The sequence below is a fragment of the Dokdonella sp. genome (assembly GCF_035703485.1).
GTDB lineage: Bacteria > Pseudomonadota > Gammaproteobacteria > Xanthomonadales > Rhodanobacteraceae > Dokdonella.
In genome coordinates, this window is the sequence record NZ_DASSYD010000128.1 from 1 (window position 1) to 26,684 (window position 26,684).

At 60.9% G+C, this 26,684-nt stretch carries 18 protein-coding genes and 1 pseudogene; 10 read left to right on the plus strand and 9 right to left on the minus strand.

Annotated elements, in window-relative coordinates; translation table 11 throughout:
* Positions 1 to 174: 174 nt before the first annotated feature.
* Together VFN25_RS09810 and VFN25_RS09815 are read left to right on the plus strand one after the other, a co-directional pair.
* Positions 175 to 1,296, plus strand: a complete 1,122-nt coding sequence (locus tag VFN25_RS09810) for a transporter substrate-binding domain-containing protein (protein WP_325141344.1) — start codon at positions 175 to 177, stop codon at positions 1,294 to 1,296.
* Between the two features lie 774 nt (positions 1,297 to 2,070).
* On the plus strand, positions 2,071 to 4,557 hold the full coding sequence (locus VFN25_RS09815; protein WP_325141346.1) for a bifunctional diguanylate cyclase/phosphodiesterase: 2,487 nt from the start codon (positions 2,071 to 2,073) through the stop codon (positions 4,555 to 4,557).
* Positions 4,558 to 4,593: 36 nt separating this feature from the next.
* On the opposite strand, the gene VFN25_RS09820 is transcribed toward VFN25_RS09815, so the two are convergent.
* The 6 genes from VFN25_RS09820 to VFN25_RS09845 all read right to left on the minus strand — a co-directional run bounded on the left by VFN25_RS09820 (position 4,594) and on the right by VFN25_RS09845 (position 13,038).
* The gene (locus tag VFN25_RS09820) at positions 4,594 to 5,478 is read right to left on the minus strand and encodes a TrmH family RNA methyltransferase (RefSeq protein WP_325141348.1); all 885 of its coding nucleotides are present in this window, start codon (positions 5,476 to 5,478) and stop codon (positions 4,594 to 4,596) included.
* Positions 5,479 to 5,571: 93 nt separating this feature from the next.
* Complete coding sequence (locus tag VFN25_RS09825; RefSeq protein WP_325141350.1) at positions 5,572 to 8,694, minus strand: efflux RND transporter permease subunit; 3,123 nt, start codon at positions 8,692 to 8,694, stop codon at positions 5,572 to 5,574.
* On the minus strand, positions 8,691 to 9,734 hold the full coding sequence (locus VFN25_RS09830; protein ID WP_325141352.1) for an efflux RND transporter periplasmic adaptor subunit: 1,044 nt from the start codon (positions 9,732 to 9,734) through the stop codon (positions 8,691 to 8,693). Before VFN25_RS09830 ends, VFN25_RS09825 begins: the two co-directional genes overlap by 4 nt.
* A gap of 80 nt (positions 9,735 to 9,814) precedes the next feature.
* Entirely contained in the window at positions 9,815 to 11,347 is a 1,533-nt protein-coding gene (locus VFN25_RS09835; RefSeq protein ID WP_325141355.1) for a DHA2 family efflux MFS transporter permease subunit, read from the minus strand.
* A 97-nt stretch (positions 11,348 to 11,444) separates the two neighbouring features.
* On the minus strand, positions 11,445 to 12,569 hold the full coding sequence (locus VFN25_RS09840) for an HlyD family secretion protein (RefSeq protein WP_325141357.1): 1,125 nt from the start codon (positions 12,567 to 12,569) through the stop codon (positions 11,445 to 11,447).
* 13 nt (positions 12,570 to 12,582) lie between these two features.
* The gene (locus tag VFN25_RS09845; protein ID WP_325141359.1) at positions 12,583 to 13,038 is read right to left on the minus strand and encodes a MarR family transcriptional regulator; all 456 of its coding nucleotides are present in this window, start codon (positions 13,036 to 13,038) and stop codon (positions 12,583 to 12,585) included.
* Positions 13,039 to 13,179: 141 nt separating this feature from the next.
* Here VFN25_RS09845 and VFN25_RS09850 point away from each other — a divergent pair, with 141 nt between their 5' ends.
* On the plus strand, positions 13,180 to 13,698 hold the full coding sequence (locus tag VFN25_RS09850) for an O-acetyl-ADP-ribose deacetylase (RefSeq protein WP_325141361.1): 519 nt from the start codon (positions 13,180 to 13,182) through the stop codon (positions 13,696 to 13,698).
* Between the two features lie 111 nt (positions 13,699 to 13,809).
* Here the strand turns inward: VFN25_RS09850 and VFN25_RS09855 are convergent, their stop codons facing one another.
* Positions 13,810 to 14,562 carry an NYN domain-containing protein gene (locus tag VFN25_RS09855; RefSeq protein ID WP_325141363.1) on the minus strand — a complete coding sequence of 251 codons (753 nt, stop codon included), beginning with the start codon at positions 14,560 to 14,562 and terminating at the stop codon, positions 13,810 to 13,812.
* A gap of 202 nt (positions 14,563 to 14,764) precedes the next feature.
* On the opposite strand from VFN25_RS09855, the gene VFN25_RS09860 reads away from it, so the two are divergent.
* From VFN25_RS09860 to VFN25_RS09870, 3 genes are read left to right on the plus strand one after another with little or no spacing between them, the layout of a single operon-like run.
* Complete coding sequence (locus VFN25_RS09860) at positions 14,765 to 16,564, plus strand: assimilatory sulfite reductase (NADPH) flavoprotein subunit (protein ID WP_325141364.1); 1,800 nt, start codon at positions 14,765 to 14,767, stop codon at positions 16,562 to 16,564.
* 36 nt (positions 16,565 to 16,600) lie between these two features.
* Positions 16,601 to 18,292, plus strand: coding sequence for an assimilatory sulfite reductase (NADPH) hemoprotein subunit (gene cysI / locus VFN25_RS09865; protein ID WP_325141366.1), 1,692 nt, complete (start codon positions 16,601 to 16,603; stop codon positions 18,290 to 18,292).
* On the plus strand, positions 18,289 to 19,014 hold the full coding sequence (locus VFN25_RS09870; RefSeq protein ID WP_325141368.1) for a phosphoadenylyl-sulfate reductase: 726 nt from the start codon (positions 18,289 to 18,291) through the stop codon (positions 19,012 to 19,014). The genes cysI and VFN25_RS09870 overlap by 4 nt, the downstream gene beginning before the upstream one ends.
* A gap of 69 nt (positions 19,015 to 19,083) precedes the next feature.
* Here VFN25_RS09870 and VFN25_RS09875 read toward each other — a convergent pair whose 3' ends face one another.
* The gene (locus tag VFN25_RS09875) at positions 19,084 to 20,082 is read right to left on the minus strand and encodes a LysR substrate-binding domain-containing protein (RefSeq protein ID WP_325141397.1); all 999 of its coding nucleotides are present in this window, start codon (positions 20,080 to 20,082) and stop codon (positions 19,084 to 19,086) included.
* A gap of 256 nt (positions 20,083 to 20,338) precedes the next feature.
* On the opposite strand from VFN25_RS09875, the pseudogene cobA reads away from it, so the two are divergent.
* The 4 genes and pseudogenes from cobA to VFN25_RS09895 form a co-directional block, all read left to right on the plus strand.
* Positions 20,339 to 21,211, plus strand: a pseudogene (gene cobA, locus VFN25_RS09880) (uroporphyrinogen-III C-methyltransferase); the annotation flags it as partial.
* A gap of 21 nt (positions 21,212 to 21,232) precedes the next feature.
* Positions 21,233 to 22,189, plus strand: a complete 957-nt coding sequence (gene cysK, locus VFN25_RS09885) for a cysteine synthase A (protein ID WP_325141370.1) — start codon at positions 21,233 to 21,235, stop codon at positions 22,187 to 22,189.
* Between the two features lie 109 nt (positions 22,190 to 22,298).
* Entirely contained in the window at positions 22,299 to 24,110 is a 1,812-nt protein-coding gene (locus VFN25_RS09890) for a DUF1800 domain-containing protein (protein ID WP_325141372.1), read from the plus strand.
* 7 nt (positions 24,111 to 24,117) lie between these two features.
* Entirely contained in the window at positions 24,118 to 25,557 is a 1,440-nt protein-coding gene (locus VFN25_RS09895) for a DUF1501 domain-containing protein (protein WP_325141374.1), read from the plus strand.
* A gap of 72 nt (positions 25,558 to 25,629) precedes the next feature.
* Here the strand turns inward: VFN25_RS09895 and VFN25_RS09900 are convergent, their stop codons facing one another.
* Positions 25,630 to 26,640 carry a class I fructose-bisphosphate aldolase gene (locus VFN25_RS09900; RefSeq protein ID WP_325141376.1) on the minus strand — a complete coding sequence of 337 codons (1,011 nt, stop codon included), beginning with the start codon at positions 26,638 to 26,640 and terminating at the stop codon, positions 25,630 to 25,632.
* Positions 26,641 to 26,684: the final 44 nt, after the last annotated feature.

Here is a 26,684-nt window from a genome sequence, read left to right on the forward strand (position 1 = left end):
AAAAGGTGCCGAAATCGGCAAAAATCGGACCAAAAAACCCAAAATTCACGAATCTCGGCGATAGACGCAACTGGAAGGCAGACTAAAAAACCGAAGAGCATCATTCCACTTTGAAATTCGACTTATTCAGACCCTCCCTAGGGTTTTGACCGTCGTCTGCGCTAGTCTGCAACGATGACATCGACAAAATTCTCGCGACTCCTGTTTCACCTGTCCGGCTTGTTTTGCCTGCTGCTGACCTTCTCGTTTCAGCTGGCGGTGGCCCGTGCCGATTCGCCTCGCACATTGGAAACAACGAACAAGCCCTTGCGGGTCGGGGTCAAGTTGGCTCCGCCGTTCGTGATGCAGAATGATGGCCAGTACGATGGTCTGGCCGTCGATCTCTGGGAAGAAGCCGCACGCGCAAACGGCTGGACCTGGGAATACGAGCAGTACGAACTGGATGATCTGCTCGATGCGGTCAGCGCGCACAAGGTCGATGTGGGCCTGGGTGCGATCACGGCGACCGCCGAGCGCGAACGGCGCATGGATTTTGCCCACCCGATCATCAGCTCCGGACTTGGTGTTGCGGTACGCAGCAACCAGCGCTCAGGATGGCTGGCCGTGCTCCAGGCCTTCCTGTCGCCGGCATTTCTGAAAATCATCGGCGTATTGATCCTGCTGCTATTCAGTGTCGGCCTGCTCGCCTGGCTATTTGAGCGAAAAGCCAATCCGGACCAATTTGGTGGTCATCATCGCCAGGGAATTTTCGCCGGCTTCTGGTGGGCGATGGTCACCATGACCACGGTCGGCTATGGCGACCTGGCACCGCGCTCGGTTGGCGGTCGTGTGGTCGGGATGGTCTGGATGCTTGCCGCCCTGATGATCGTCTCCTTCTTCACCGCCTCGATAACCAGTGCACTGACAGTTGGCCAACTCAGCCATCGAATCAGCAGTGCGGATGATCTCGCCAGCGCGAAAATCGCCAGCATCGCCGCCACCACCAGCGGCGACTGGCTCGATCGGCGCAATATCGAGTACGAAAAAGCGGCCGATCTCGACGCGGCATTGACCGATTTGGCCAAAGGCCGAGTGGATGTCGTGGTTTACGACGCGCCGCTGTTGCGCTGGGAAATTCGCAGCCGCTACCGGAACTCGCTACGGATTCTGCCTCTGCTGCTGGAGCGGCAGGACTACGCCTTCGCCCTGCCCGAAATGAGCTCGCTGCGCGAACCTCTCGATGCCTCGCTGCTGCAGGCCATCAACTCGCCGGACTGGAATGCAAGAGTTGCCGAATACCTCGGTGACACCGACTAGCCCGGACCATTCTTGAACACGCGCGATGATCGCGCAGGCCAATGGATTCACATGGAATTTTTCGAATGAAGGGATAGCGGGCTCTATCGCTGATTGAGTGGAAAGTCGTTTGAGTTCAAGGAGCGGGCGATGGCCTGCTTTTCCATGAAAATTTCGGTCCAGCTGGAGCAGCGAACTGCTGAAGTTCGCTCAGCAAGCCGTTCAGCCGAATCAGCTTGTCAGGACGGGACGCCCAATCCGGTGCAGCTCAACGCACCCGATCAATGCGAAATTGCAGTTCCCGCAATGACTTGAGACATCTTGACCCTGATGCCCCACAAGCTGACCCTGCAGTGGTAGGGTAAGGCGAAGGGGGAGAATGTGCACAGGCTAGCGAGGCTACTACGTCCTCAATCGCCGCCGAGGCCAACAGGCCCCGATGGGCTCACTTGCGCCCAGACTCTCATCGACATTTCTGATCTTCAGCGTCTTGCCACGCTGGCCGAGAATCTTGCCCTCCAGATCAGTGGCTGCCAAAAATCCGTCTTCAGCCTGGCCGGATGCGAACCAGCCGAAAGCGCGGGCCCTTCCGAAATCGATCCAGCCGTCATCGACGTTGACCTTGCCGGCGGTCGCGCACGACTGCAACTGAGCTTTGATCCTGCCAGTCTCGAATCACGAGCCTGGAGGGATCTTGATTGTGCCTGGATTGATCGCCTCGATAGGCGACTGCGCGAGTTGTTGCACGTGCGTGATTTGCAGCGAGAAATCGAAACTGCAAAAAGCAAGGAATGATTGCAGCAAGCTCTATATACGATCGCCAATCTCGTCTACTCGAATCTCGACACGTTCGAAATGCTGGCCCGTATCCATGACGTGGTTGGAAAGCTTACCTACGCGGAAAACTTCCTCGTTGCCTTGTACGACGACGCTCGTGACGTCATGGCCTTTGCCTATTACGCCGATGCCGATGGCGCAACGCCGTCGTATCGGGAAGAAGAACTCCACGCAAGCGATTATCCGAACAGCCTCACCTTTGCGGTGTTGCATGGTGGCCGCTCATTGCTCGGCTCGAGCGTCGCCTTGCGCAAGCAACTTGGCCTCGCCAGGGACTATAGCCTCGGCCCCGAGTGCGTCGACTGGCTCGGTGTTCCGATGATCGAGGGCGACTGCGTCCGCGGTGCTGTGGCAGTGCAGAGCTACGATGAGAATCGACGCTACAGCGAAGATGATCGCAACCTGCTGACCTTCGTCGCCCAGCACATTCTTTCCGCGGTCACCCGCAAACAGGCGCACGAAGAACTGGAGCTCAAGGTATTGCGCCGAACAGCCGAGCTCGCCGATATCAACTCGGCACTGCGCGAAGAAGTGACCGAACGCCAGCACGCACAACGCCTGCAAGCTGCGATGTTCCGGATCACCGAACTGGCCAGCGAGCGCGGCAGCATCGATGAGTTCTACAGCGGCGTCCATGGCGTTGTCGGAGAACTTCTCAATGCGCGGAATTTTTTCATTTCGCTGATTTCAGAGGATCGCAACGAGTTGAGCTTCCCTTATTTTGTCGACGAACGTGATCTGCCGCTCAGCGTTCGGCGCATGACCAACGGCATCACTGAATGGGTCCTGCGCCATCGCAAGCCATTGCTGGCAACCGAGACAGACATACGCTCCCTCATGGATGCCGGCGAGATGGTCATGTTCGGCACCTTGCCGAAATGCTGGCTCGGCGTTCCATCGCTGCTCGACGAACATGCGGTCGGAGCGATGGTCGTGCAAAGCTACGATGCCGAAAGCGACTACGGACCCGCCGAGCAGGAAATCCTTCAATTCGCCTCGTTTCATATCGCCACAGCACTCGAACGCAAGCGAATTCAGGAAGGATTGCGCCAGGCCCATGCCGACCTTGAGCGCCGGGTTGAGGAGCGCACGGAGGAGCTCAAACTGGCCAACGAAGATCTTTACAAGCAAATCGCGGTGCGCAAACAGGCCGAATCGCAACTCATGCATGAAGCCTTTCACGATGGCCTGACCGGCCTGCCCAATCGCGCGGCTTTGCTGCTTCGTCTGCAGGAGTTGTTGTTGCGCTACCGGGATGATCGACAGCGGCTTTTTGCCGTTCTGTTCCTGGATCTCGATCGCTTCAAGGTGGTCAATGACTCCGTCGGTCATCTGCTCGGCGACGAATTGCTGGTCGAGGCTGCCGAACGGATTACACGATGCATCCGCAAACCGAACTCGGTCGCCAGGCTTGGCGGCGACGAGTTCACGGTATTGCTGGAGGATATCGACAGCGTTGAGGATGCCTGTCGGGTTGCCAACGACCTGCTTGCCACGCTGGTCGATCCGATACGCCTTGGCGACAAGGAAATCTATACCTCGGCAAGCATCGGCATCGCCTTGAGCCACCCTCGCTACACACGCCCGGAGGAACTGCTGCGCGATGCCGACGTGGCCATGTATCGAGCCAAGGCGCATGGGCGCCAGCGCTTCGAATTGTTCGACGATGCATTGCGTCAGGAAGCACTGAATGTGCTTGACCTTGAAAGCGACATGCGCCGAGCGCTGACTCGCGACGAGTTCGAGCCCTACCTGCAACCGATTGTCCAACTGGCCGATGGGCGCGTGCTCGGCTATGAGGCGTTGCTGCGTTGGCGACACCATTCACGCGGCTTGTTGCTGCCGGAAGATTTTCTGGCAGTCGCCGAAGAATCCGGCAACGTCGAACAGATTGACTGGCTGCTCTACGAAAAGGTCTGCAAGTCCATCGCAAGTCTGGACAACAACCAGGCCTACGTCAGCATCAACGTCTCTGCACGCCATTTCCGCTCACCGAACCTTGTCGCAAACCTGCTCGACATGCTCAAGGCCTACCGGATTCCAAACTGGCGTGTGCGGATCGAGGTCACCGAAGGTGCCTTGCTGCAAGAACCCGCGCAGGCATCTGCAACAATCCTGAAACTGCGTGACGCCGGCATATTGACGTCATTGGACGATTTCGGCACCGGATATTCGTCGCTTTCCTACCTGCACAGCTTTCCATTGCATGCCCTGAAGATCGACCGCTCCTTTGTCGCCGAATTGAAATCCGATCTCAGCGGCAGCAGTGCCGCCGTGGTCCGGGCGATTCTCGCCCTGGCAGGTTCACTGAACCTGGAGGTGGTTGCCGAGGGCATCGAAACGACAAGCCAGTGCCAAGCGCTGATGAAACTTGAATGCTCGATTGGCCAGGGCTATCTGTTTGCACATCCTCGTCCCGCCATCGAAATGAACGCGGTCACCTGAGAATCAGGGCAACGCTGATCAAGTGGCGCAACCGGATCAGCGGCGTTGCTGTTGCCGCCAATATTCGCCCAGGACGACGGCGGCGCTGACAGAAATGTTGAGACTATCAACGACTCCGCTACCCGGTATTGAAAGCTTGCGGTCTGCCGCATCGATCAGCGCCTTGCTCATGCCCTCGCCTTCGGCGCCAAAGACCAGCACGCTGCGCGCGCTGAGGCGGGCCGAGTACAAGTTTTCACCTTCACGCGGAACCGTTGCGGTGATCTGGTATCCGGCATCGCGCAATGTACTCAGCGCCGCGAATTCATCTTCAACACGAACCATGGGTACCGCCTCGGCAGCACCTTCAGCCACTCGCGCTGCAGCACCGGACAGATCAAGCGAAGATCTCGCCGGCACAATCACGCCGGCCACGGCGAAATGGGCGGCACTGCGCAACAAGGCACCGAGGTTATGCGGATTGCCGACACCATCAAGCCAGATCAGCAGGGAGGCCGCAGGCGCTGGCGCTTGTGCCTCGATCAAGCCGTCGAGTGACAGCGGCGGCGGTCGCAGCATCTCGAAACAGATGCCTTCGTGATGGCGCGAGCCGGTCAGTTTGTCGAGATCGGTGTTCTCGACAATGCGATAGCCGAGCCGATGCTGAGCGCACCAGGCCAGCACCGGTTTCAATTCGGCAATTCGCGATTCCAGCAGATAGACCTTGCGCAGTTGCTCGGGGCGACGGGCAAAGGCAGCGAGGCAGGCATTGATTCCGTACAAGCGCATTTCGCCGCTCGGGCGCACCGCCCTCGATGGTTCCTGAAAGGCTTCTTCAGGCGCGGGCGGCTGTCTTTCGGGTTCGCGCTCGCGATGATTGCTCCGGGTTTTCCACGGAGACGTTGCAGCTGGTTTTGCGCCTTTCCACTTGTTCTCGCTCATGGGCTCGCATCGGCATGAAACAAGGCAGCAGGATCGCATGTAAAGCGTTCAGGAAACGTCATATTCTGCCGCCTGCAATCCTCTGCCACGGGCTCATGCATGCCCGCCCGCTGCCGGCGTTTCGGCATCCAGTGTTTCGATCTTGCGCGCCAGCGCATCGGGGGATCGCGTGAACGGGGCCAGCAGGGAATAGAACGAAGGCACCACGAACAACGACAGCAAGGTCGAGAACGCAACGCCAAATATGATCACTACACCGATCGCTGCGCGACTGGCCGAACCGGGACCACCGGCCAGCACCAGCGGCACGGCTCCGGCAATCGTGGCCACCGAGGTCATCAGGATCGGACGCAGACGGGTTGCGGAAGATTCCGCGATCGCTTCGGCAATACTCATGCCCTCGTCGCGCAACTGATTGGCAAATTCAACAATCAGAATGCCGTTCTTGGCGGCCAGACCAATCAGCATGACGATACCGATCTGGCTGAACAGGTTGAGGCTGTTGCCAGTCAGCCACAGGCCGATCAGGGCTCCAAGTACGGCCAGCGGTACGGTCAACATGATCACGAACGGATGCATGAAGCTCTCGAACTGGGCCGCAAGCACGAGGTAGACAACGAGCAGGGCCAGGGCAAACGTCAGGATCACCGCACTGCCAGCATTGAGGTATTCGCGGGAATCACCCTTGTAGTCAAGCTGCGCACTCGGCGGCAGCTCCTCGGCCGCCGTATTCTGCACCCAGGTGAGGGCGTCGCCCAAGGTGTAGCCTGGAGCGAGTCCTGCGGATAGCGTGATGCCGCGCAAGCGGTTGAAGCGATTGAGTCGACCCGGTTCGGCCAGTTCGGTCAGGCTGACCAGGTTCGCCAGCGGGATCAGTTCGCCGCTGCGCGTCGAGCGCACATAGAGGTTGTCGAGATCAGCCGGAGACGCGCGATCACTGCGCTGCGCCTGCATGATGACGTCGTATTCCTCGCCACCATCGACAAAGGTGGTCACCTTGCGTCCACCCATCATGGTTTCGAGGGTTCGGCCTATCTCCTGCGCCGAAACACCAAGATCGGCGGCACGCTCATGATCAATGTCGATGCGCATTTGTGGCTGGGTTTCCTTGTAATCGGAATCCGGACCAAACAAGCCGGGGTTGGCCTCCATGCGTGCAAGCATGCGATCGCGCCATTGCGCCAGCTCCTTGTAGTCGGGACCACCGAGAACGACGCTGACTGGCTGCCCACCCCCGCGGATCAGCCCGGTTCGATAGGACGGCACGGCACGCACGCCGGGAAGATCCGCGAGATCCTTGCGCAACTGGTCGGCGACTTCCGGCGTTGACTGCTTGCGCTTGGTCCAATCCTTGAGGAACACGGTGACTCTTCCGGTATGCATCTCCTGACTTGCGCCGTAGCTTCCGGGCACCCGCGAATTGACCCGCTCGATCGGACCACCTTCGCCAATCAAGCCCATGAATTTTTGCTCGACATCGTGCATCTGGTCGACCGTGTAATCGAAACCGGCCCCCTCCGGGCCGCTCACCGAAACGTGAAAGACTCCGCGATCTTCCGTAGGCGCAAGCTCGGCCGGGACAAAATGCAGCAGCACCGCACTCAATCCGAACGCGCCGAGCAGGATCAGGACGAAGAGGACCGGCTTGCCGCTGCTGCGCACGACACCACGCCGATACAAAGCGGTCAGTCGCTCAAGATGCGTATGCACGAACGCATTGAAGCCGGTTTTCTTCGTATGAGCCCGGACCAGCTTGGACGCCATCATTGGCGTCAGGGTCAAGGCAACAAACGCCGATAATGCCACCGCACTGGCCAGAGTCACCGATAGTTCGCGAAACAGGCGGCCGGTATTGCCTTCGAGGAAGCCGATCGGCAGGAACACGGAAACCAGCACGGCTGTCGTCGAGATCACCGCGAAGGTGACCTGGCGCGCGCCGCGCTTGGCCGCGATCAGGGGCGGTTCACCGAGATCCGCTCGGCGCTGGATGTTTTCGAGGACGACAATCGCATCGTCGACGACCAGACCAATACACAGCACCAGAGCGAGCAAGGTCAGCAAATTGATCGAGTAGTCGAACGCATACAAGCCGATAAAGGCTGCGATCAGGCAGACCGGCACGGTTACTGCCGGAATCAGCGCGGAACGCGCGCTGCCGAGAAACAGGAAAATCACCAGGACGACCAGCACACCGCCCTCGATCAGGGTCGCGTAGACGCGCTCGACCGCCGATTCGATGAACAGGGTCGAATCATAGGCGACAAAGATTTCGGTTCCGGGTGGCAAGGTCTTCTGCACACGCACGGCCTCGGCACGCGCGGCACGGGCGACATCGAGACTGTTGGCCGTGGAGGTCTTGACGATGCCCAGCCCGACATTCGGCTGACCGTTGCTGCGCAGATACGATCGCCGCTCCTCGGCGGCACGCTCGACCTTGGCCACATCACCGAGATGCACGACATAACCGTCGCTGCCCTTGGCCAGGGCCAACTTGGCGAAATCCTCGGCCTTGTGATAGCTGCGCTGCACGCGCAAGGTAAAATCACGATCCTTCGACTCGATTCTGCCGGCCGGCAACTCGACGTTTTCGCGACGGAGCGCAGCTTCAACGTCGGAGACGGCGAGACCGCGCGCGGCGAGGGCTTCGCGATCCAGCCAGATGCGCATGGCATAGCGCTGGCCGCCACCGACATAGACCCGTGCGACACCTTCGATCGCCGACAGACGATCCTTGACGTAGCGTTCGGCGTAGTCGCTCAAAGCCAGTGAGTCCATGTTGTCCGAGCGCATGTTGAGCCAGACGATGGCGTTGGAATCGCTCTCGACCTTTGAAATCTCCGGTGGGTCCGCCTCGTCGGGCAATCGATCCTGGACTCGACTGACGGCATCGCGCACGTCGTTGGTGGCCGCCTCGATGTTGCGGCTGAGCTTGAACTCCATCGACACATCGGCACTGCCGTTGCGGCTACTCGATTCAACGGTTTCGACGCCTTCGATGCCGGCCAGGGCATCTTCCAGCACCTGGGTGATGCGGGTTTCGACCACGGCTGCGGAGGCGCCGGGATAGTTCACCTCGACCGAAACAACGGGCGGATCGATGGCCGGCAATTCGCGCAGGGTCAGGCGTGAGAACGACATGATGCCGAGCACAATCAGGAGCAGACTGACAACGGCGGCGAATACCGGTCGACGGATCGAGAGATCGGAAATATTCATTGCGATGCAGCCTTGGCCGGCGTCGCGTCGACGATCATTGAACCATCGCGCAACTTCACCGTTCCATCGACGACAACGCGCGCGCCCGCTTCGACACCCCGGGTGACTTCAACCCGGCCATCCTGGCGTTCGCCGAGCGAGACTTCGACACGAGCAACCGTGTTGTCGGATCCGACGATGTAGACATACGAACCGGTGCCAACCTGCTCGATTGCGATTTCCGGCACAGCCAGCACCTCGCGCGCGGGCTGCAGGACATTGACGGTCATCAACATGCCGGCGCGAAGCGCGTGGTCGGGGTTTGGAATTTCGGCACGCACGAGCACGGAACGAGTGAGCGGATCCACTCGTGAGTCGACCGAAACAACATGCCCGGAAAATTTCCGGCCCGGGTAGGCGACTGCCGTCGCAGTCAGCTCCAGTCCCTTCGTCAGCTTGGCGAAATAGCGCTCGGACAGGGAAAAATCGAGATTGATCGTCTCAATATCATCAAGGGTGGTGATCACCGTTCCCGGGCTGACCAGTGCACCGACACTGACCTGGCGCAATCCAAGCACGCCCGAGAAAGGTGCCGTGACCACGCGATCGGCGAGTTGCGCTCGCAGCAGGGCAACCCGCGCCTTGGCCGAATCGTGGGTGGCGCGCGCCGTGTCGGCAACCTGTTTTGACACCGTACCCTGACGCACCAGATCGTCGTTGCGCTCCATCAGGCGCTCGGCATCCTTGTAGGTCGCCTGCGCTTCGGCGAGTGCGGCGACCTGCTGTCCCGAGGTCAGCTCGACCAGCACATCTCCGGCATCGACGTGCTGGCCATCGGTGAAATTCACCTTGCGTACGGTTTCGGTAATTTTTGTGGTCAGGGTCACCGACTCGCTCGCCTTCGTTGTGCCGACGGCTTCGATGCTGTCGACCCACGAAGTCGGTTCAACCACCGTTGTCGTTACCGGAATCGCGGCAGCCTTTTCTCCTGCCTCTTCGGGCGTGCCGGACGAGCAGGCGGTGAGAGCGACAAGGAGACCGGCAATAACGAAGTGGCGCATGGGATTGGATATCCGCGAAATAAAATGAGTCGCTGCGAGCGCGCAGCGAAAATCCGAAGTGACGATTCGCTTGCAGAGAATCAGTGCTCTGCAAGCGGCGAAGGCGCCGCCACGGTCTGGCTGCGGCGCGGAATGCGGAACAGCAACAGGAAGGGTAACGCAATCAGGGTCATCCACATCATCAGCCAAAAGTCATTGATGTAGGCGATCGCCGCGGCCTGGCGGGTCACTTCGGCATTCAGCAAGGCCAGGCCTTGTGCGGAATGCAGGTCCATTGCGCCCACCGGCAGGTTGAGAGAGTACGGCGTGATTCGCGAAGCGATTTCAGCATGATTGATCTGCGTATTGCGTGCGACCAGGGTGAACATGATCGAAATACCAACACTTGATCCGACATTGCGGGCGAGGCTGAAGATACCCGCGGCCTCGGTTCGTGCCGACCCCGGCAGGGTCGCGTAGGCCAGAACCGAGACCGGCACGAAGACCAGACCGAGACCGAGCCCCTGCAGAATGCCGACATTGATGATCGGCCAGACCGGCACGTCGGGACCGAATTCGGCGCTCAGACCAAGCGACAAGGCAATCAACAGAATGCCTATCGCCATCGGCTTGCGCGGATCGATGCCGCGCGCCAGCAGCTGGCCAACCACGGTCATCGCCACCAGCGTGCCGACGCCACGTGGGGCCAGCAGCAACCCGGTCGTCACCACCGGATAGTTCATCAGATGCTGGAGATACGGCGGCATCAGCGCCATCGTTGCAAACAGCAGGATGCCGATGATGAAAATGAACAGCGTGGCGACGCCGAAATTGCGATCCTTCAGCAGCGACAAATCGACAAACGTTTTTTCACTGCTGCGCCAATGCACCCAGTACAAATAGAAACCGAGAAATACCAGGGCCAGATAGACGCGGATCTCGAATGCCGAGAACCAATCCTTGTCATTGCCGCGATCAAGCATGAGTTGCAGTGCGGCGATACCAATGGCGAGGAATGCAAAGCCACGCCAGTCGAATCGGCTGGCATGGGTTTCATCCTTGGGCACGCTGGCAAGCACGCCGAGCAAGGCGACGATGCCGACCGGCACGTTGATCAGGAACACCCAGTGCCAGCTGTAGTTGTCGGTCAGCCAGCCGCCAAGCGGCGGTCCGGCGATCGGCCCGACCATCAAGCCCATGCCCCACATGGCCATGGCCGCGCCGTGCTTTTCCGGAGGGAACGCATCAAGCAGGGAGGATTGCGAAATCGGTACGAGGGCTGCGCCAAACACACCTTGCAGCAAACGGAACACGACCATCTCGGTGATGTTGGTGGCCATTCCGCACAGCACCGAGGCGACGGTGAACCCACTGATCGCAACGATCAGCAGATGGCGCCGACCAAACTGCGCGGCCAGCCAGCCAGTCGCCGGCGTGGCGATCGCGGCGGCGACGATATATGAGGTCAGAATCCACGCGGCCTGATCCTGGGTCGCCGACAGCGAGCCTTGCATGTCGGGCAAGGCGACGTTGGCAATCGTCGAATCGATCACCTGCATCAGCGTCGCCAACATGATCGAGATGACCAGCAGCGGCAGATTGGCAACCTCGCGATAGGAGGCATTGTTGGTCATGATCTATCCAGATGTCGTTTCCGGGCTCGACTGCGGAAACCTGGTATTGCCAGCGAAGTCAGTGGTTGGCAGGAAAGGTTTCAGGCGCGATGGACATTCAGCGATCCAGGGCGAGCTGTGGTCGGTGTGGCTGATTCGCCGTCCAGCGACCGAGCAGCGAATTCTCCGCGCCGGTATCGATTTCGACTTCGGCACTCATGCCGGCACGCAGGATCAGCCCGGCATTGTTGGTCGTATCAATCGAAAGACGGACCGGAATGCGCTGCACGATCTTGACCCAGTTGCCGGTCGCGTTCTGCGCAGGCAGGATCGAAAACTGCGACCCCGAAGCCGGACTGATCGACGAAACCGTGGCTTTCCACTTGTGGCCCGGATAAGTATCAACCTCGATTTCGGCTGCCTGACCGACACGCACATTGGTCAGATCGGTTTCCTTGAAGTTGCCCTCCACCCACAGCGAATTCGACACCAGCGGCATCGCCGCCTGGCCGACATTGAGATAGTCGCCGGGCTGCAGATGCATCTTGCCGATCGTGCCATCGATGGGAGCGCGAACTTCGGCATGCGAAAGATCAAGCTTGGCCTTGGCCAATTGGGCCATGACCACGCGATAGCCGGACAATTCGTTCAACGGTGTGTCCACCGCCCCGCCGAGCATGGTTCGGGATTTGGCCAGCGATGCGGAATCGCTATCGCGGGTGCCCCGTGCCGTGGTCACATCGTTGATCGCATCGTCGAGCGCCTTCTGCGCGACAAGCCCTCGGCTGCGCAACTCACGTATGCGCTTGAGCTGCGCCTCATGGTTGCGCAAGGTCGCCTCGGACGCGCGCAGATCGGCACTGGCTGAGCGAAACGTATCTCGCGAAGCATTCAGATAGTCACCTGCCGCAGCAATCTGCGCCTGCATCTGCTCGACCGCAATCTGCAAGGGCTCGGGATCGATTCGGAACAACAGATCGCCCTTGCGCACCGGTTGGTTCTCATGCACCGCAACCTCGACCACGCGACCAGCGACTTGCGCTGCGATCGTGACCTGATCGGCCTGCACATAGGCATTGTCGGTTGAACTGTAACGCCCGGCGGTCAGGTAGAACCAGCCGGCAATGAGGGCGACCACGAGCGGGCCGGCGATCCACAGGATGCGATTGCTGCGTTTGCGCTTGGGCATGGGTTCGCTGGCTTCGTCGGTCGCCAGGATTTCGATTTGCTGTTTGCTGGTCATGACACGCTCGGTATCAGGAATCGGATGATTCGGTGGTGGGATCAATAGTCAAAAGGTTGGCGCGGATCTGCGCGAGGACACGCTCAAAGGCGTCGAAATCGGTCTGACTGATCCCGGCCAGTGCCTCGTGACGCAATGCCTCGGCGAGGACCTCCATGTCGTCGGTCACGTCATGCGCCTTGGCGGTCAGATGCAGGCACCAGCGGCGTCGGTCACTCGGGTCGGCGCGGCGCTCGACAAAGTCGGCCGCCACCAGCCGGTCAATCACACGACCAATCGCGATCGGCTCCATTTCAAGAAACTCGGCCAGTTCGGCCTGGCTCATGCCTTCGCGACGACGGATCGACTTCAAGGCACGCCATTGCGCGCGGGTGAGGTCAAAACGGATCGCGCGACGGTCGAAATTCTTGCGGAACAGGCAAGTGACGTCGTGCAGGTTGTAGGCGAAAGAGGAGTCGGGTGTTTTCATGGCTGCCGCGGATATTATGTCCTAGGCAGGTAATTTACAATACCCTTCGGTTCATTTATTGGTCGCCGCGCCGGACGTCTCCGGGAAACGGGACTCAAACTCAGGCTGGGAATCACGACGCAGTTGGGCGATAGTCGCCGCATGATCCGCATCCTCGAAACCGATATCACGACCCAGCGCGTCGATGCGATCGTCAATGCCGCCAATGAAGGCCTGCTCGGCGGCGGCGGTGTCGATGGCGCGATCCATCAAGCCGCCGGCGCGGGCTTGCTCGCCGCCTGTCGCGCCCTGGCACAAGTCAGGCCGGGCGTGCGCTGTCCAACCGGCGAAGCGCGAATCACGCCGGGCTTTGATCTTCCGGCGCGATACATCATTCATACCGTGGGCCCGGTCTGGGAAGGCGGTCTGGATGGCGAACCGGCGTTACTCGCCAACTGCTACCGCAACGTCCTTCGCCTGGCCCACGAACATTCACTGAAGTCACTGGCATTTCCCGCAATCAGTTGCGGCGTGTTCGGCTATCCGCCGGACAAGGCGGCACGTATCGCACTGAACGAGCTTGGCAAGCCCGCGCATGCCGATTTCGATATCAGGATCTGTTGCCGTGGTGACGAAATGATCGACAGCTATCGCAGAGCGGGCCTCAGTCTGCTTTCGTAGAAGCGACTTCAGGTGCGATGCTTCCGGGCCACGCAGCAAAAAAATCATCGCGCCTGAAGGCGCTCCACAATCCAGTCTTCGCGCCGCTTTGGTGCCGCACACACCTGAACCTTAGGATGCTTTTTTTCTGCGCTCACGCAGATACACGGATTTGCCCGGGCCCGCGCCGACAACGCGTTCCTCCATGTCGAACAGCTTGCTCGCCGCGACCAGCTCGCGCAGCTTGCGGAAGCCGTAGTTGCGAGGGTCGAAATCCGGCGCCTGCTTGGCAATATGGCTGCCGACCGGCGACAGGTTGGCCCAACCGGTGTCGTCTGACGACGCCTCAACCGCTGTGCGCAGCAGTCCGGCCAGCCTGCGATCCTTGCCGATCGCCTTGGTTGCCTGCGACTGCTTGGCCGGCGCGTCGCTTCCGTCATCCTTGTCGACCAGGATTTCGGTGTAGATGAACCGGTCACAGGCGGCGACGAATGGATTCGGCGTCTTGCGTTCACCGAACCCATAGACGGTCAAACCTGACTCGCGAATGCGCATGGCGATACGGGTGAAATCGCTGTCGCTGGAGACGATGCAGAATCCGTCAAAGCGCTCGCTGTAGAGCAGGTCCATGGCATCGATGATCATCGCCGAATCGGTCGCATTCTTGCCGGTGGTATAGCGGAACTGCTGGATCGGCTGAATCGAATGCGACAGCAGCACCTCTTTCCAGCCCTTGAGTTGCGGACTGGTCCAGTCGCCATAGATGCGCTTGACGCTGGCGGTGCCGTATTTGCCAACCTCGGCGAGCAGACCGTCGACGATCGAGGGCTGCGCGTTGTCGGCGTCAATGAGGACAGCGAGCTTGCTCGATGCGTGGGTATTCATGAATTCGATTCCTGCATTGGATGGTTCGAGCATAACGCCAAATGATGTCCTGGACTGCCCCCGGTCGAACGTGCCAACGCTCGAGCACTCATGCGACAGACGCATATCTCCATGCGCAACGCTTCCTTCCGCAAGCTAGCGCCCATACCTACTCTCAACAGCCTACGGACGTATAGCCGTCCATTCCGGTTGCCCTGCCACGATGTCTGCCCAGTTCATCACGCCACCACAGATTCCGTTGCCCGAAGACAAGGGCATTCTGCTGGCTCGCCTGCTCGACGGCCTCGATTCGCATGCGCTGTGGTGGCTGTCTGGCTATAGCGCCGGTCTGGCCGGCAACCAGAGCACTCTGCTGCCTTCCGCGCCAGAACCGCGCAGCGACGGCATACCAGTCACTGTGGTCTATGGCAGCCAGACCGGCAATGCCAAACGACTCGCTGAGCAACTTGCCGCAAGTATCGAGCACAGCGGCGGCTCGGCTCGATTGTTGCGCGCCGACAGCTATCCCCTGCGCGAGCTCAAGTCGGAACGACTGCTCTATGTCGTCATCAGCACCCAGGGCGATGGTGATCCACCCGATGATGCGCGCGGATTTCTCGAACACCTGTCCGGCAAACGCGCGCCGCAACTCCCGGAGTTGCACTTCGCCGTCCTCGGCCTCGGTGATTCCAGCTACCCGCAGTTCAACGCCGTCGCTCGCCGGGTCGATGCGCGCCTGGCCGAACTCGGCGCGCAGCGTCTGTTCGATCTTGGCGAAGCCGACCTCGATGTCGAAACGGTTGCTGATCCGTGGCGCAAACAGGCTCTCGAGCGCGCCGTCGAATCGATTCCGGCCAACAATCAGCGTTCCAGTGTCGTCAGCTTGCGCCCTGTCGCCAGCGAGACACGGCACGACCGCGATACACCGTTTGCTGCCGAAGTGCTGGCCAACCAGCGCATCAGCGGGCGCGCCAGCGAGAAGGATATTCGTCATCTCGAACTATCGCTGGAAGGATCCGGTCTCGCCTATGAGCCGGGTGATGCGCTTGGCGTCTGGCCGCGCAACTCGCCTGGGCTCGTCGATCAACTGCTTGACCTGCTCGAACTTGATGGCAATGCAGCGGTGGTCCAGGGCAGCGAAAGCCACTCATTGCGCGACTGGCTGGGCGGCCGTCGCGAACTGACCCGGCTTGGCCGTCCGTTTGTTGCCACGCATGCCGCGATGGCCGGGCATGCCGGACTCAATCGCCTGCTCGCGCCGGAACAATCGGCGACCCTGATCAAGCTGCTCGGCAGCCACCAGTTGATCGATCTGTTGCGCGCCTGGCCTGCGCGCTGGAATGCCGAGGAGCTGGTCGGCGCTTTACGCCCATTGACACCTCGTCTGTATTCAATCGCTTCGAGTCAGAAAATCGTCGGCGACGAGGCGCACCTGACCGTCGCCCATGTCGATTACCAAGCGTTCGGCTCACGCCACCACGGCGCGGCTTCGGGCTATCTCGCGCAGGCCGGCGACGATGCTCATATCCCGATTTTCGTCGAACACAATGAACGTTTTCGCCTGCCTGCCGATGGCAGCCGCGACATCATCATGATTGGCCCTGGTACCGGCATCGCTCCGTTTCGCGGCTTCGTTCAAGAGCGCGCAGCCACCGCCGCCAGCGGACGCAACTGGTTGCTGTTCGGCAATCCGCATTTCGATTCCGATTTTCTCTATCAGGTCGAATGGCAGGAAGCCCTGCGCGAAGGACGCATTGATCGCCTCGACCTCGCCTTCTCACGGGATCAGGCGAGCAAGGTCTATGTCCAGCATCGACTGCGCGAGCACGGCCGCGAACTCCACGACTGGCTGAGCAATGGCGCACACCTGTATGTGTGCGGTGATGCCACGCGCATGGCCCGCGATGTCGATGACGCGCTGATCGAGATCTTTACCACGCATGGCAATGGTGATCGCGAGCAGGCGCTGGAAGCCATCGAAGTGCTGCGTCGCGACGGCCGCTATGCGCGCGACGTGTATTGATCAGCAATTTCACCAAAAGCGAATCCGACTTCCATCATGAGCACCACCACTTCCCCCGTTGAACACATCAAACAGGCCAGTCAGCACCTTCGCGGCAGCTTGCGCGAGAGTCTCGGCGATGCGCATACCGGCACGATCCGCGACGACGACACCGCCCTGATCAAGTTCCACGGCAGCTACCAGCAGGACGACCGCGATCTGCGCGAGGAACGTCGCCAGCAGAAGCTCGAACCGGCCTACAGTTTCATGATCCGCACACGCACGCCGGGCGGCGTGTTGAGTCCCTCGCAATGGCTGGCTCTCGATGCGATTGCCACGCGCTACGCCAACCATTCCCTGCGCATCACCACGCGCCAGACGTTCCAGTTTCACGGTGTCATCAAGCGTGAACTCAAGGCAACCATGCAGGCCATCAATGCCAGTCTGATCGACACCGTGGCCGCCTGTGGTGACGTCAATCGCAACGTGCTGGCTTCGACCAATCCGGTCGAATCGCAGCTGCATGCCAGCGTCCACGACTGGGCCGTGCGTCTGTCCGAGCATCTCAAGCCGAAGACCCGCGCCTACTACGAAATCTGGCTCGATGAGCAGCGTATCGCCGGCGGCGAAGAAGAGCGCGAACCGCTCTACGGCGACACCTATCTGCCGCGCAAATTCAAGGTCGCGATTGCCGTGCCGCCGCACAACGACGTCGATGTGTTCGCGCATGATCTCGGCTTCATCGCGATCATCGAGGAGGGCGAACTGACCGGCTTCAACGTCAGCGTCGGCGGCGGCATGGGCGCAAGCCATGGCGATGCCGAAACCTATCCGCTGCTCGCCCAGTTGCTCGGTTTCGTCACTCCCGATCAGGTCTTCGCGATCGCCGAGGCGGTCTTGACCGCGCAACGCGATTTCGGCAATCGCGCCGAGCGCAAGCGCGCAAGGCTCAAGTACACGATCGAGGATCGGGGTCTGGACTGGTTCAAGGCCGAAGTCGAGCGGCGTTCGGGTTTCACCCTGCCAGCGCCGCGCGCGTTTGCCTTTGAACACAATGGCGACCGCTTCGGCTGGATCGAAGGCCATGATGGCCGCTGGCATCTGACCTTGCGCATCGAAGCCGGGCGCATCGCCGATCGCGGCGACGCCACCCATCTGACCGGCCTGCGTGAAATCGCCCGCCTGCATCGCGGTGATTTCCGCCTGACCAGCAACCAGAACGTGATCATCGCCAATGTCGAGGCGGCGGATCGCGCAGTCATCGATGCGCTGGTCAATGCGCATGGCCTTGACCTGCATCGCCGCGCCGGTCCCTTGCGCCTGCGCGCGCTGAGTTGCGTTGCCCTGCCGACCTGCGGCCTGGCGATGGCCGAAGCCGAGCGCTATTTGCCTGATTTGCTCGGCAAGGTTGAGGCCCTGCTCGCCAAGCATGCTCTCGTTGAAACCCCGATCCATCTGCGCATCTCGGGCTGTCCGAACGGATGCTCGCGTCCGTATCTCGGCGAGATCGCCCTCATTGGCAAGGCACCGGGGCGCTACAACCTCATGCTCGGCGCTGATCGCCGTGGCCAGCGGCTGAACGCGCTGTACCGCGAGAACATCGCCGACCGTGAAATTCTTGCCGAACTCGACAAGCTGTTCGCCCGCTATGCGGCAGGGCGCCAGCCTGATGAAGGCTTTGGCGATTTCCTCGTCCGCAGCGACGTTGTCCGTCCCCGACCAGGCATTCCCGTACAGGTGATCACATGAGCGCCCTGCCCGATCTCGTCTGCGCCGCGGAAGATTCCCGCGCACTTGCCGATCTCAATCGCTGGCTGGAAAAGCGCAGCGCCGAAGAGCGTGTCGCCTGGGCCCTGGAAACCTTGCCGGGGCGACATGTGCTGTCGTCGAGCTTCGGCGCGCAGTCGGCGGTCTCATTGCATCTGCTTAGTCAGCAACAACAGGACATCCCGGTGATCCTGATCGATACCGGCTATCTGTTTGAGGAAACCTACCGCTTCGCCGATGCACTGACCGAACGCCTGCATCTGGACTTGCGTGTTTATCAGCCGGAAATTGGTCCGACCTGGATGGAAGCGCGCCACGGGCGTCTCTGGGAGCAGGGCCTCGAAGGCCTCAACCGTTACGATGATCTGCGCAAGGTCGAACCGCTGCGCCGCGCGCTCGGTGAACTCGGCGCGCTGACCTGGTTCGCCGGCCTGCGCCGCAGCCAGGCCAGTACGCGCGAGAACACCGCCGTGCTTGAACTCAAATCAGGCCGCTGGAAAGTGCACCCGCTGATCGACTGGACTGATCGCGACATCTGGCAATACCTGAGCCGCCACGATCTTCCGTATCACCCGCTCTGGCACGAAGGCTATGTGTCGATTGGCGACGTACACACGACACGACCGTGGCAACCCGGCATGCGCGAGCAGGACACGCGCTATTTCGGCCTCAAGAGAGAGTGTGGCATTCACCTTGAGGTTTGAGCCGGTGCTTGTTTTCCACACCGCTAGAGCGCGCGCCTTAAGACCTCAACTTGCCGACATCCAGTCCACTCAAGCCGCACGAATCGAGGCTTCCTCAACGCCAAGTTCGCTCCAATGCGGCGGTGTCGGCCAGTCGGCCAAAGCAGCACCTTGAACCACACGAACGAGATCGCGGCGATCGATATGCGGTGCCAGCGCAATGATCAAATCGAGAGCGTAATTGCGCTGCACCCGATCACGCTGCAGGACAACCCAACTGGTGCAGGTAGGCAGCAAGTCACGTGCTGAAAACACATGGAATTCGGCTTGGTCCTCTTCACTCAAGGCCATTTCGGCAAGCACGCCGACACCGAGTCCGCTACGCACGTAGGTCTTGATCAGATCGGCATCGCGCGCCGTCACCGCAAGGTTGAGGTCACATCCGGCATCGACGAACGCGCGCCGCAACGAAGACTCCGCGTTGAGCGAGGATTCGTAGCTGACCAGTGCGTGCCTGGCGAGCTCATCGATGCGCGGTACACGTCCCAAACTCGCCAGTGGATGATCGCGGGTCAGCAGGATCTGCCTGTCCCAGCGAAACAGCGGAATGGCCAACTCTGCGTTCGGCGCTGCGCTCGCGGTGCTGACGATGGCCAGATCGGCTGCGCCCTTGCCGAGCAGGTCCATCAACTCGGTATCCCCATGCGGTTCGAGGCGGATGCCGACATCGGCGTAGCGGCGCTTGATGTCGGCAATGGCGCCCGGCAGCACGAACCGTGCTTGCGTGTGCGTGGAAACGATAACCAGCTCGCCATCATTCTCACTGCGGAAGTTGGCTGCGAGGACGCGAATATTCGCCGCTTCGGAGAGGATGATCCGCGCCCGTGCAATGACTTGCGCTCCGGCAGTCGAGATTGATTCCAGACTCTTGCCCTTGCGCACGAACATCTGGAAGCCGAGTTCATCTTCGAGTTGACGAAGCTGCCGCGAGATACCGGGCTGGGTCGCATGCACACGTTCGGCGGCCAGCGTTATGTTGAGGCCGGCGTCAACGATGGCGACGATGTAGCGAAGCTGGGTCAGGGTCATGTCAGCGAGTTCACGGGTTGGACTGGGGGCAGACTCACCCATGCGCATGCCATTGGCACAAGCGTCAGAAATGGGCATCTCCGGCGCAGCATAGAGACGCGCAGCCATCGCGTCCACTATGGACGTCTAGACGTCTTTATGATGAACATCATCGAATAACATATCCTGGTGATGGATCGGCATTTCCCTGCACGAATATCCAGCCTCTAGTCTGGCCATCATGAAGCTCACCTCACTGCCACGCCGATTGCACAATCGATGGATTCGCCTGGTCGGCCACTTCGGCAGCCGATCAGTACCCCGATCCCTGTTTTTCGACCCGGTCCCGACCCGCGCAGCTTCAAGCCCGGGCGTGATCCTGGTTGGAGCCGGGCCCGGCGACGCCGGCTTGCTCACCCTGAATGCCGCTCGCGCCATCGCCGATGCCGAAGTGATCCTGTTTGACCGCCTGGTTTCCGCCGAAGTGCTCACGCTGGCCAGTCGCCACGCGCTCCTGATTGAGGTCGGAAAGCAGGGCGGCGGCACGCAGACTGCGCAGATCAGGATCCATGCGCTGATGCTGGAACACGCGCGCTCGGGCAAGCGCGTGGTACGACTCAAGGGCGGCGACCCGTTCGTTTTCGGGCGTGGGGGCGAGGAACTCGAATTCCTGCGTGCACATTCAATCAATTACGAGGTCGTTCCCGGCATCACCGCGGCGATCGCCTGTGCCGCTTATGCCGGCATTCCGCTGACTCATCGCGATCATGCCCACGCCGTTCGCTTTGTCACCGCGCATTGTCGCGATTCGATCGACACGCTTGATTGGCAGGCGCTCGCCGACGAGCGCCAGACTCTCGCTGTCTACATGGGCGTCAGCAGCCTGGCTCGATGGCAGCAAGCACTGATCGCACACGGTCGCTCGGCCGATACGGCATTTGCCCTGATCGAGAATGGCTCACGGCCCGGGCAACGCGTGATCCGCGGTACGCTCGGCCAGCTTGCGGAAGCCGCCGCGCTGCTTTCCGTGCAGTCACCGGCCCTGCTCATCCTCGGCGAGGTCGCCTGCTTGGCTGATCGCCTACACTGGTTTGGTCAGGCGCCCTTGACAGCGGCAACCGCCTCCGCGCCACTATTGCACGCCGCCTGAATTCCACGGAGATCCCAACCCATGAGCTTCAATTCGATACTCGACACGATTGGCAATACGCCGATCGTGAAGCTTCAGCGTCTCGCACCGAAAGGCATCGACATCTTCGTCAAGGTTGAATCCTTCAATCCGGGCGGTTCGGTCAAGGATCGTCTTGCCCTGGCGGTCGTTCTCGATGCCGAACAGAGCGGCAAACTGAAACCCGGCCAGACCATTGTCGAGGCCACTTCAGGCAATACCGGCGTCGCCCTGGCCATGGTTGCCGCTGCGCGCGGCTATCCGTTTGTCGCGGTGATGTCGGAATCTTTCTCGATCGAACGGCGCAAGCTGATTCGTGCCTATGGCGGCAAGGTCATCCTGACGCCCGCCGCCGCACGTGGCACCGGCATGGTGGCCAGGGCCGAAGAACTGGCAAAAAAGCACGGCTGGTTTCTGACCAGCCAGTTTGACAACCCGGCAAACCCAGCCTGGCATCGCAATACGACGGCGGCAGAAATTCTGCGGGATTTCGCCGGCAAACGTCTCGACTACTTCGTCAGCGGCTGGGGCACCGGCGGCACCCTGACCGGCGTCGGCGAAGTGCTGCGCCTGACTCGTCCCGAAGTGCAGATCATCGCCAGCGAGCCGTCGGCAGCGGCGATGCTGTCAGGCGAGGAGTGGAAGCCACACAAGATCCAGGGCTGGACTCCGGACATGATTCCCAGCGTGCTCAACCGCGATGTCGCCCATCGCATCCTCACCGTCGATGACACCGTTGCACGGGACAGCGCGCGTCTGCTCGCGCAAAAGGAAGGCATCTTTGTCGGCCTGTCGGCGGGCGCAACGCTGGCCAGCGCGCTGGAACTTGCGGCTGAAGCGAAACCGGGCACGGTGATTCTCGCCATGCTGCCCGATACCGGCGAGCGTTACCTGTCGACCTTCCTCTTCGAGGGAGTCAACGAAGGTTCCGACGACGACTGGCTGGCCTCGCTGGACTGACAGCCGGCGCGGGCCGGATTGTGCGACACAGGGCAAACTGTGGCCGGATTCAAGGTTTGCCTTTGCAAGGCAACCTAGCCTGAGCGACAGGGGTGAACGAGGTCGATCCATGTTGCGATCCCGATCAGCGCAGGTCCTGCTCAGCCTCGCACTGTGTGCGACGGGCATCGCCGTCGCGCAAACGCCCAGCCATCGCCCGGATGCGGGCATGCGCAGCGGTTTCGAGAGAACGGATGCGGGGCCGTTTTCGGATGCCGATGCCGCCCGCTTTCTGACCCAGGCGACCTTTGGACCGACCCTCGCCGAAATCGCCCATCTGCGCAGCGTCGGCTATCAGGCCTGGTTGAACGAGCAGTTTGCCCTGCCGGCATCCACCCAGGTCCCGTATCTGGACTGGGTGGAAAACCTGCCGCCGCTGCCGATCGGCGCCAACACGGTCACCGACGACACCCGCATCGAAGTTTGGACGATCAATGCCCTTGGCGCGCCCGACCCGAGCCGGGGCATGGCGGCGCCAGCGGATCAGTTGCGCCAGCGCGTGGCCTTTGCATTGAGCGAGATCTTCGTCGTATCCAACAAGAACGGCACGCTGGCCTACCAGCCTTGGGCCTTGGCCAGCTGGTACGACATGCTCGCTGAAAATGCATTCGGCAATTATCGCGACCTGCTAGAGGACGCGACCCTGCACCCTGCGATGGGCATCTACCTCACCCACATGCAGAATCAGAAGGCGGATGCCGGGCACAACATCCGCCCGGATGAAAACTACGCTCGCGAAGTGCTGCAGCTGTTTTCAATCGGACTGGTCAAACTGGCTGACGACGGAACGCCGGTTCTGAGTGGCGGTCAGCCGATCCCCACTTATGGCCAGGCGACCGTACGCGGATTCGCCGCCGTGCTGACCGGCTGGAACTGGAACAACACCGGCTGCGGGCCGAACACCTATGTCTGCTGCGACGAAAGCAACTACAGCAATTGTGGACGCTACGGCTACAACCTGCCGAGCTGGAAGTTGCCAATGCAGCCGATCGAGGCATTCCACGACAACACCAGCGACAAACAGTTGCTTGACTATGCCGGCGTGGCCCTGCCCGGCGGTGTCCTCGCCGCGGGAGGCAATGCGCCGCAGGAGCTGGATGCCGCGCTCGACAATATTTTCGAGCATCCGAATGTCGGTCCGTTCATCAGCCGTCGCCTGATCCAGCGACTGGTCACCAGCAATCCCTCGCCGGCCTATGTGCAGCGGGTCGCGGCGGCGTTCAACAACAATGGCAACGGCGTGCGCGGCGACCTCAAGGCAACCGTGCGTGCGATCCTGCTCGATCCCGAGGCGCGCTTCGGCCAATGGATGTATCCGTCCATCTTCGGCAAGTTGCGCGAACCCCTGCTCAAGAACACCCAGCTCTGGCGTGCAATGAGTGCCACGACCGAGACTGGCCGCATCGAAACGCTGAATCCCTATCCGCCGATCGAAGACTGGTATGGGCAGGGCCCGCTGCGATCGCAATCGGTGTTCAATTTTTTCCAGCCCGACTATCGCAACAGTGGCGAGATCAGCAGCCTCGGCCTGTTCAGTCCGGAGTTCCAGATCCTCAGTGACATCACCGCCGTGTCGACCAGCAACCGCTTGTTCAGCCTGAGCTTTTGCTGGTATTCCGATGGCAACAGCTGCTGGACCAATGGTCATGGTGCAACGCTCTACCTCGATACCGCACGCGATGCCAGCCTCGCCGCAAGCAATCCGTCCGCGTTGCTGGATCGCTACAGCTTGCTGTTCATGTCCGGCCAGATGTCACCGTTCATGCATCAGACCCTGCTGACCCGAGTGAATGCGATAAGCGGAAGCACGCGCGGTCGCCAGCGCGTACAGCACGCGTTGTACCTGATCCTCAATTCGCCTGAATATTCGATCCAGAAGTGAGCGCGCCATGAGCACCAGCCGCCGCCGATTCCTCAAGCAAGGCCTGACCGCCTTCGGTGCCGCCGGCCTGTGCGGCGCCTTTGGCAATCTGAATGTGCTGGCCGCCGCAGCCGGCCACGCGTCATTCCCGCCCGGCGACTACAAGGCGCTGGTTTGTGTGTTCCTGCATGGCGGCAACGACAGTTTCAACAGCATCGTTCCCTACAGTGCAACCGAATACGCGGCCTATCGCAGTTCGCGGCGGGTGCTCGTCGCCGACGGTGGCATCGCCTTCGACCAGGCCACCGTCCAGGCCCAGGCGCTGAATGCACTGGCTGCGGTCGGCGGCTTGCCCGGTGGCTTGCCGAGCGATGGCGGAAGCTATGGCGTGCATCCGGCCCTGGCCGAGTTGCGCCAGTTGTTCAACGCCGGCCATGCGGCGATCGTCGCCAATGTCGGAACGCTGCTTTATCCGACCTCACAGGCCGCCTATCAGGCCGGCACGATCGCGGTGCCGCCGCAGTTGTTCTCGCATCTGGACCAGTCGACCTACTGGCAGACCTCGCGTCCGGATGACGCCAATGCAAACGGCTGGGGAGGACGCATCGCCGACCGTCTGCACAGTGCCAACGCGGGCCCGGTGCCGATGTGCGTCAGTCTCTCCAGCAACAACCTGTTCCAGCGCGGCGATATCGTCGACAGCTATTCGGTATCACCCGAAGGGGTTGAAAAGATGAGTTATCTGGGAGACGGCCCGGAATCCTGGGTCATTCCACCCAATGAGGACGGCATCGCCGCCTATCAGGCACTGCTCGCGGCCAACACCCAGCAACACGTGTTCGAGCGCGCCTACGCCGACCGCACGCGCAATGCCGTCGCCAACTACGAATTTGTCGACGCCGCCCTGAACGGTGCGTCACCACTGGCGACACCGTTTCCGGCCACGTCGCTGGGTCAGCAACTGCGCATGGCCGCGCGCCTGATCCAGGTGCGCGCCGCACTCGGCATGAGCCGCCAGGTCTTTTATGTTTCCGCCGGCAACTACGATTCGCACAACAATCAGGTGGATGACCAGCAGTCGAATCTCGGCGAACTTTCGCAGGCGCTCAAGGCATTCCATGACGCCACCGTCGAGCTCGCCATCGATCAATCCGTCACCGCGTTCACGGCCTCGGATTTCGGTCGCTCGCTCGGCGTCAATGTCGACGGCACCGACCATGGCTGGGGCGGCCATCATTTTGTCGTCGGCGGGGCCGTGCGCGGACAACGCTTCTACGGCTCGATGCCTTCGCTGCGTGATACGGCCAATCCCGACGATACCGGTTTTGGCCAGATCATCCCGACCACGGCGGTCGACCAGTACGCAGCGACTCTGGCGGCGTGGTTTGGCCTCAGCAACAGCGAGATCGCCGACATCTTCCCTTCACTGGCGCACTTTGATTCCGCCAGCCTGGGATTCCTCGGCTGATCGACACCGCTCAGCTGAAAACAAGAAAGGGCGCCTTGCGGCGCCCTTTCTGTTTGAAACAAGCGCGGAGAATCAGGCGCCCTTCTTCCATTGACCCAGTGCAGCGAGACCATTTTCCCTGGCGCGCTGGGCGACCGTGGCCTGCGCTTCGGCAAAATTCGCCGCCATGTCCTTGCCCCACAACTTGAGAGCAGCCTGCTGCATGGCGCGGCCATACGAGAACGACAACGGCCACGGATGCGGACCCTGCTGGTTCATCGCATTGAGATGCGCGGTGGCAAGTTCGTCGGACTGTCCGCCGGAGAGGAACACGATGCCCGGCAGCGAGGCCGGCACCGACGCCTTCAGGCAGCGAATCGTCGCATCGGCGACATCGTCGATATCGGATTGTTCTTCGCAGTCCTTGCCGGCCAGAACCATGCTGGCCTTGAGGATGGTGCCTTCGAGGAACACGTTCTGCTCGTACAGCGAGGCGAACAGGCTGCGCAAGGTGGCTTCGGTCACTTCATAACATTCATCGATGTCGTGCGAACCATCCAGCAGCACCTCAGGCTCGACCATCGGCACGATACCGGCTTCCTGGCACAGCGCCGCGTAGCGCGCCAGGGCATGGCAGTTGGCTTCGATGCAGGTGCCACTCGGCGAATCGCCACTGATCGTGATCACTGCACGCCATTTGGCGAACTTTGCACCGAGCTTGGCGTATTCATTGAGACGCTCACGCAGGCCATCGAGACCTTCGGTGACCAGTTCGCCGGGGAATCCGGCCAGCGGGAAAGTGCCCTTGTCGACCTTGATGCCCGGCACGATGCCGGCGTCGAGCATGAGCTTGGTGAATGGCACACCAGCCTTGGTCGACTGACGAATCGTCTCGTCATAAAGGATTGCACCGGAAACGTGCTGATTGAGGCCGGGCGTGGTCAGCAACATCTCACGATAGGCACGACGATTCTCCTCGGTATTCGGCACGCCAACCGAATCGAAACGCTTCTTGATCGTGTTGTTTGACTCATCAATCGCGATGATGCCCTTGCCCGGCGCGACCATGGCCTGGGCGATGCTTTCAAGTTGCTCGATACTCATGGATGAACGACTCCGTAGAACAAATGCGTAATGCCGTCACGCAA

Bases quoted from the DNA above. Each gene is read 5' to 3' on its own strand.
- VFN25_RS09895 (WP_325141374.1), top strand. From the start codon at position 24,118: ATGAGCACCAGCCGCCGCCGATTCCTCAAGCAAGGCCTGACCGCCTTC.
- VFN25_RS09835 (WP_325141355.1), bottom strand. From the start codon at position 11,347: ATGACCAACAATGCCTCCTATCGCGAGGTTGCCAATCTGCCGCTGCTG.
- VFN25_RS09870 (WP_325141368.1), top strand. From the start codon at position 18,289: ATGAGCGCCCTGCCCGATCTCGTCTGCGCCGCGGAAGATTCCCGCGCA.
- VFN25_RS09845 (WP_325141359.1), bottom strand. From the start codon at position 13,038: ATGAAAACACCCGACTCCTCTTTCGCCTACAACCTGCACGACGTCACT.
- VFN25_RS09850 (WP_325141361.1), top strand. From the start codon at position 13,180: ATGATCCGCATCCTCGAAACCGATATCACGACCCAGCGCGTCGATGCG.
- VFN25_RS09810 (WP_325141344.1), top strand. From the start codon at position 175: ATGACATCGACAAAATTCTCGCGACTCCTGTTTCACCTGTCCGGCTTG.
- cysI (WP_325141366.1), top strand. From the start codon at position 16,601: ATGAGCACCACCACTTCCCCCGTTGAACACATCAAACAGGCCAGTCAG.
- VFN25_RS09820 (WP_325141348.1), bottom strand. From the start codon at position 5,478: ATGAGCGAGAACAAGTGGAAAGGCGCAAAACCAGCTGCAACGTCTCCG.
- cysK (WP_325141370.1), top strand. From the start codon at position 21,233: ATGAGCTTCAATTCGATACTCGACACGATTGGCAATACGCCGATCGTG.
- VFN25_RS09875 (WP_325141397.1), bottom strand. From the start codon at position 20,082: ATGACCCTGACCCAGCTTCGCTACATCGTCGCCATCGTTGACGCCGGC.
- VFN25_RS09890 (WP_325141372.1), top strand. From the start codon at position 22,299: ATGTTGCGATCCCGATCAGCGCAGGTCCTGCTCAGCCTCGCACTGTGT.
- VFN25_RS09855 (WP_325141363.1), bottom strand. From the start codon at position 14,562: ATGAATACCCACGCATCGAGCAAGCTCGCTGTCCTCATTGACGCCGAC.
- VFN25_RS09825 (WP_325141350.1), bottom strand. From the start codon at position 8,694: ATGAATATTTCCGATCTCTCGATCCGTCGACCGGTATTCGCCGCCGTT.
- VFN25_RS09860 (WP_325141364.1), top strand. From the start codon at position 14,765: ATGTCTGCCCAGTTCATCACGCCACCACAGATTCCGTTGCCCGAAGAC.
- VFN25_RS09830 (WP_325141352.1), bottom strand. From the start codon at position 9,734: ATGCGCCACTTCGTTATTGCCGGTCTCCTTGTCGCTCTCACCGCCTGC.
- VFN25_RS09900 (WP_325141376.1), bottom strand. From the start codon at position 26,640: ATGAGTATCGAGCAACTTGAAAGCATCGCCCAGGCCATGGTCGCGCCG.
- VFN25_RS09840 (WP_325141357.1), bottom strand. From the start codon at position 12,569: ATGACCAGCAAACAGCAAATCGAAATCCTGGCGACCGACGAAGCCAGC.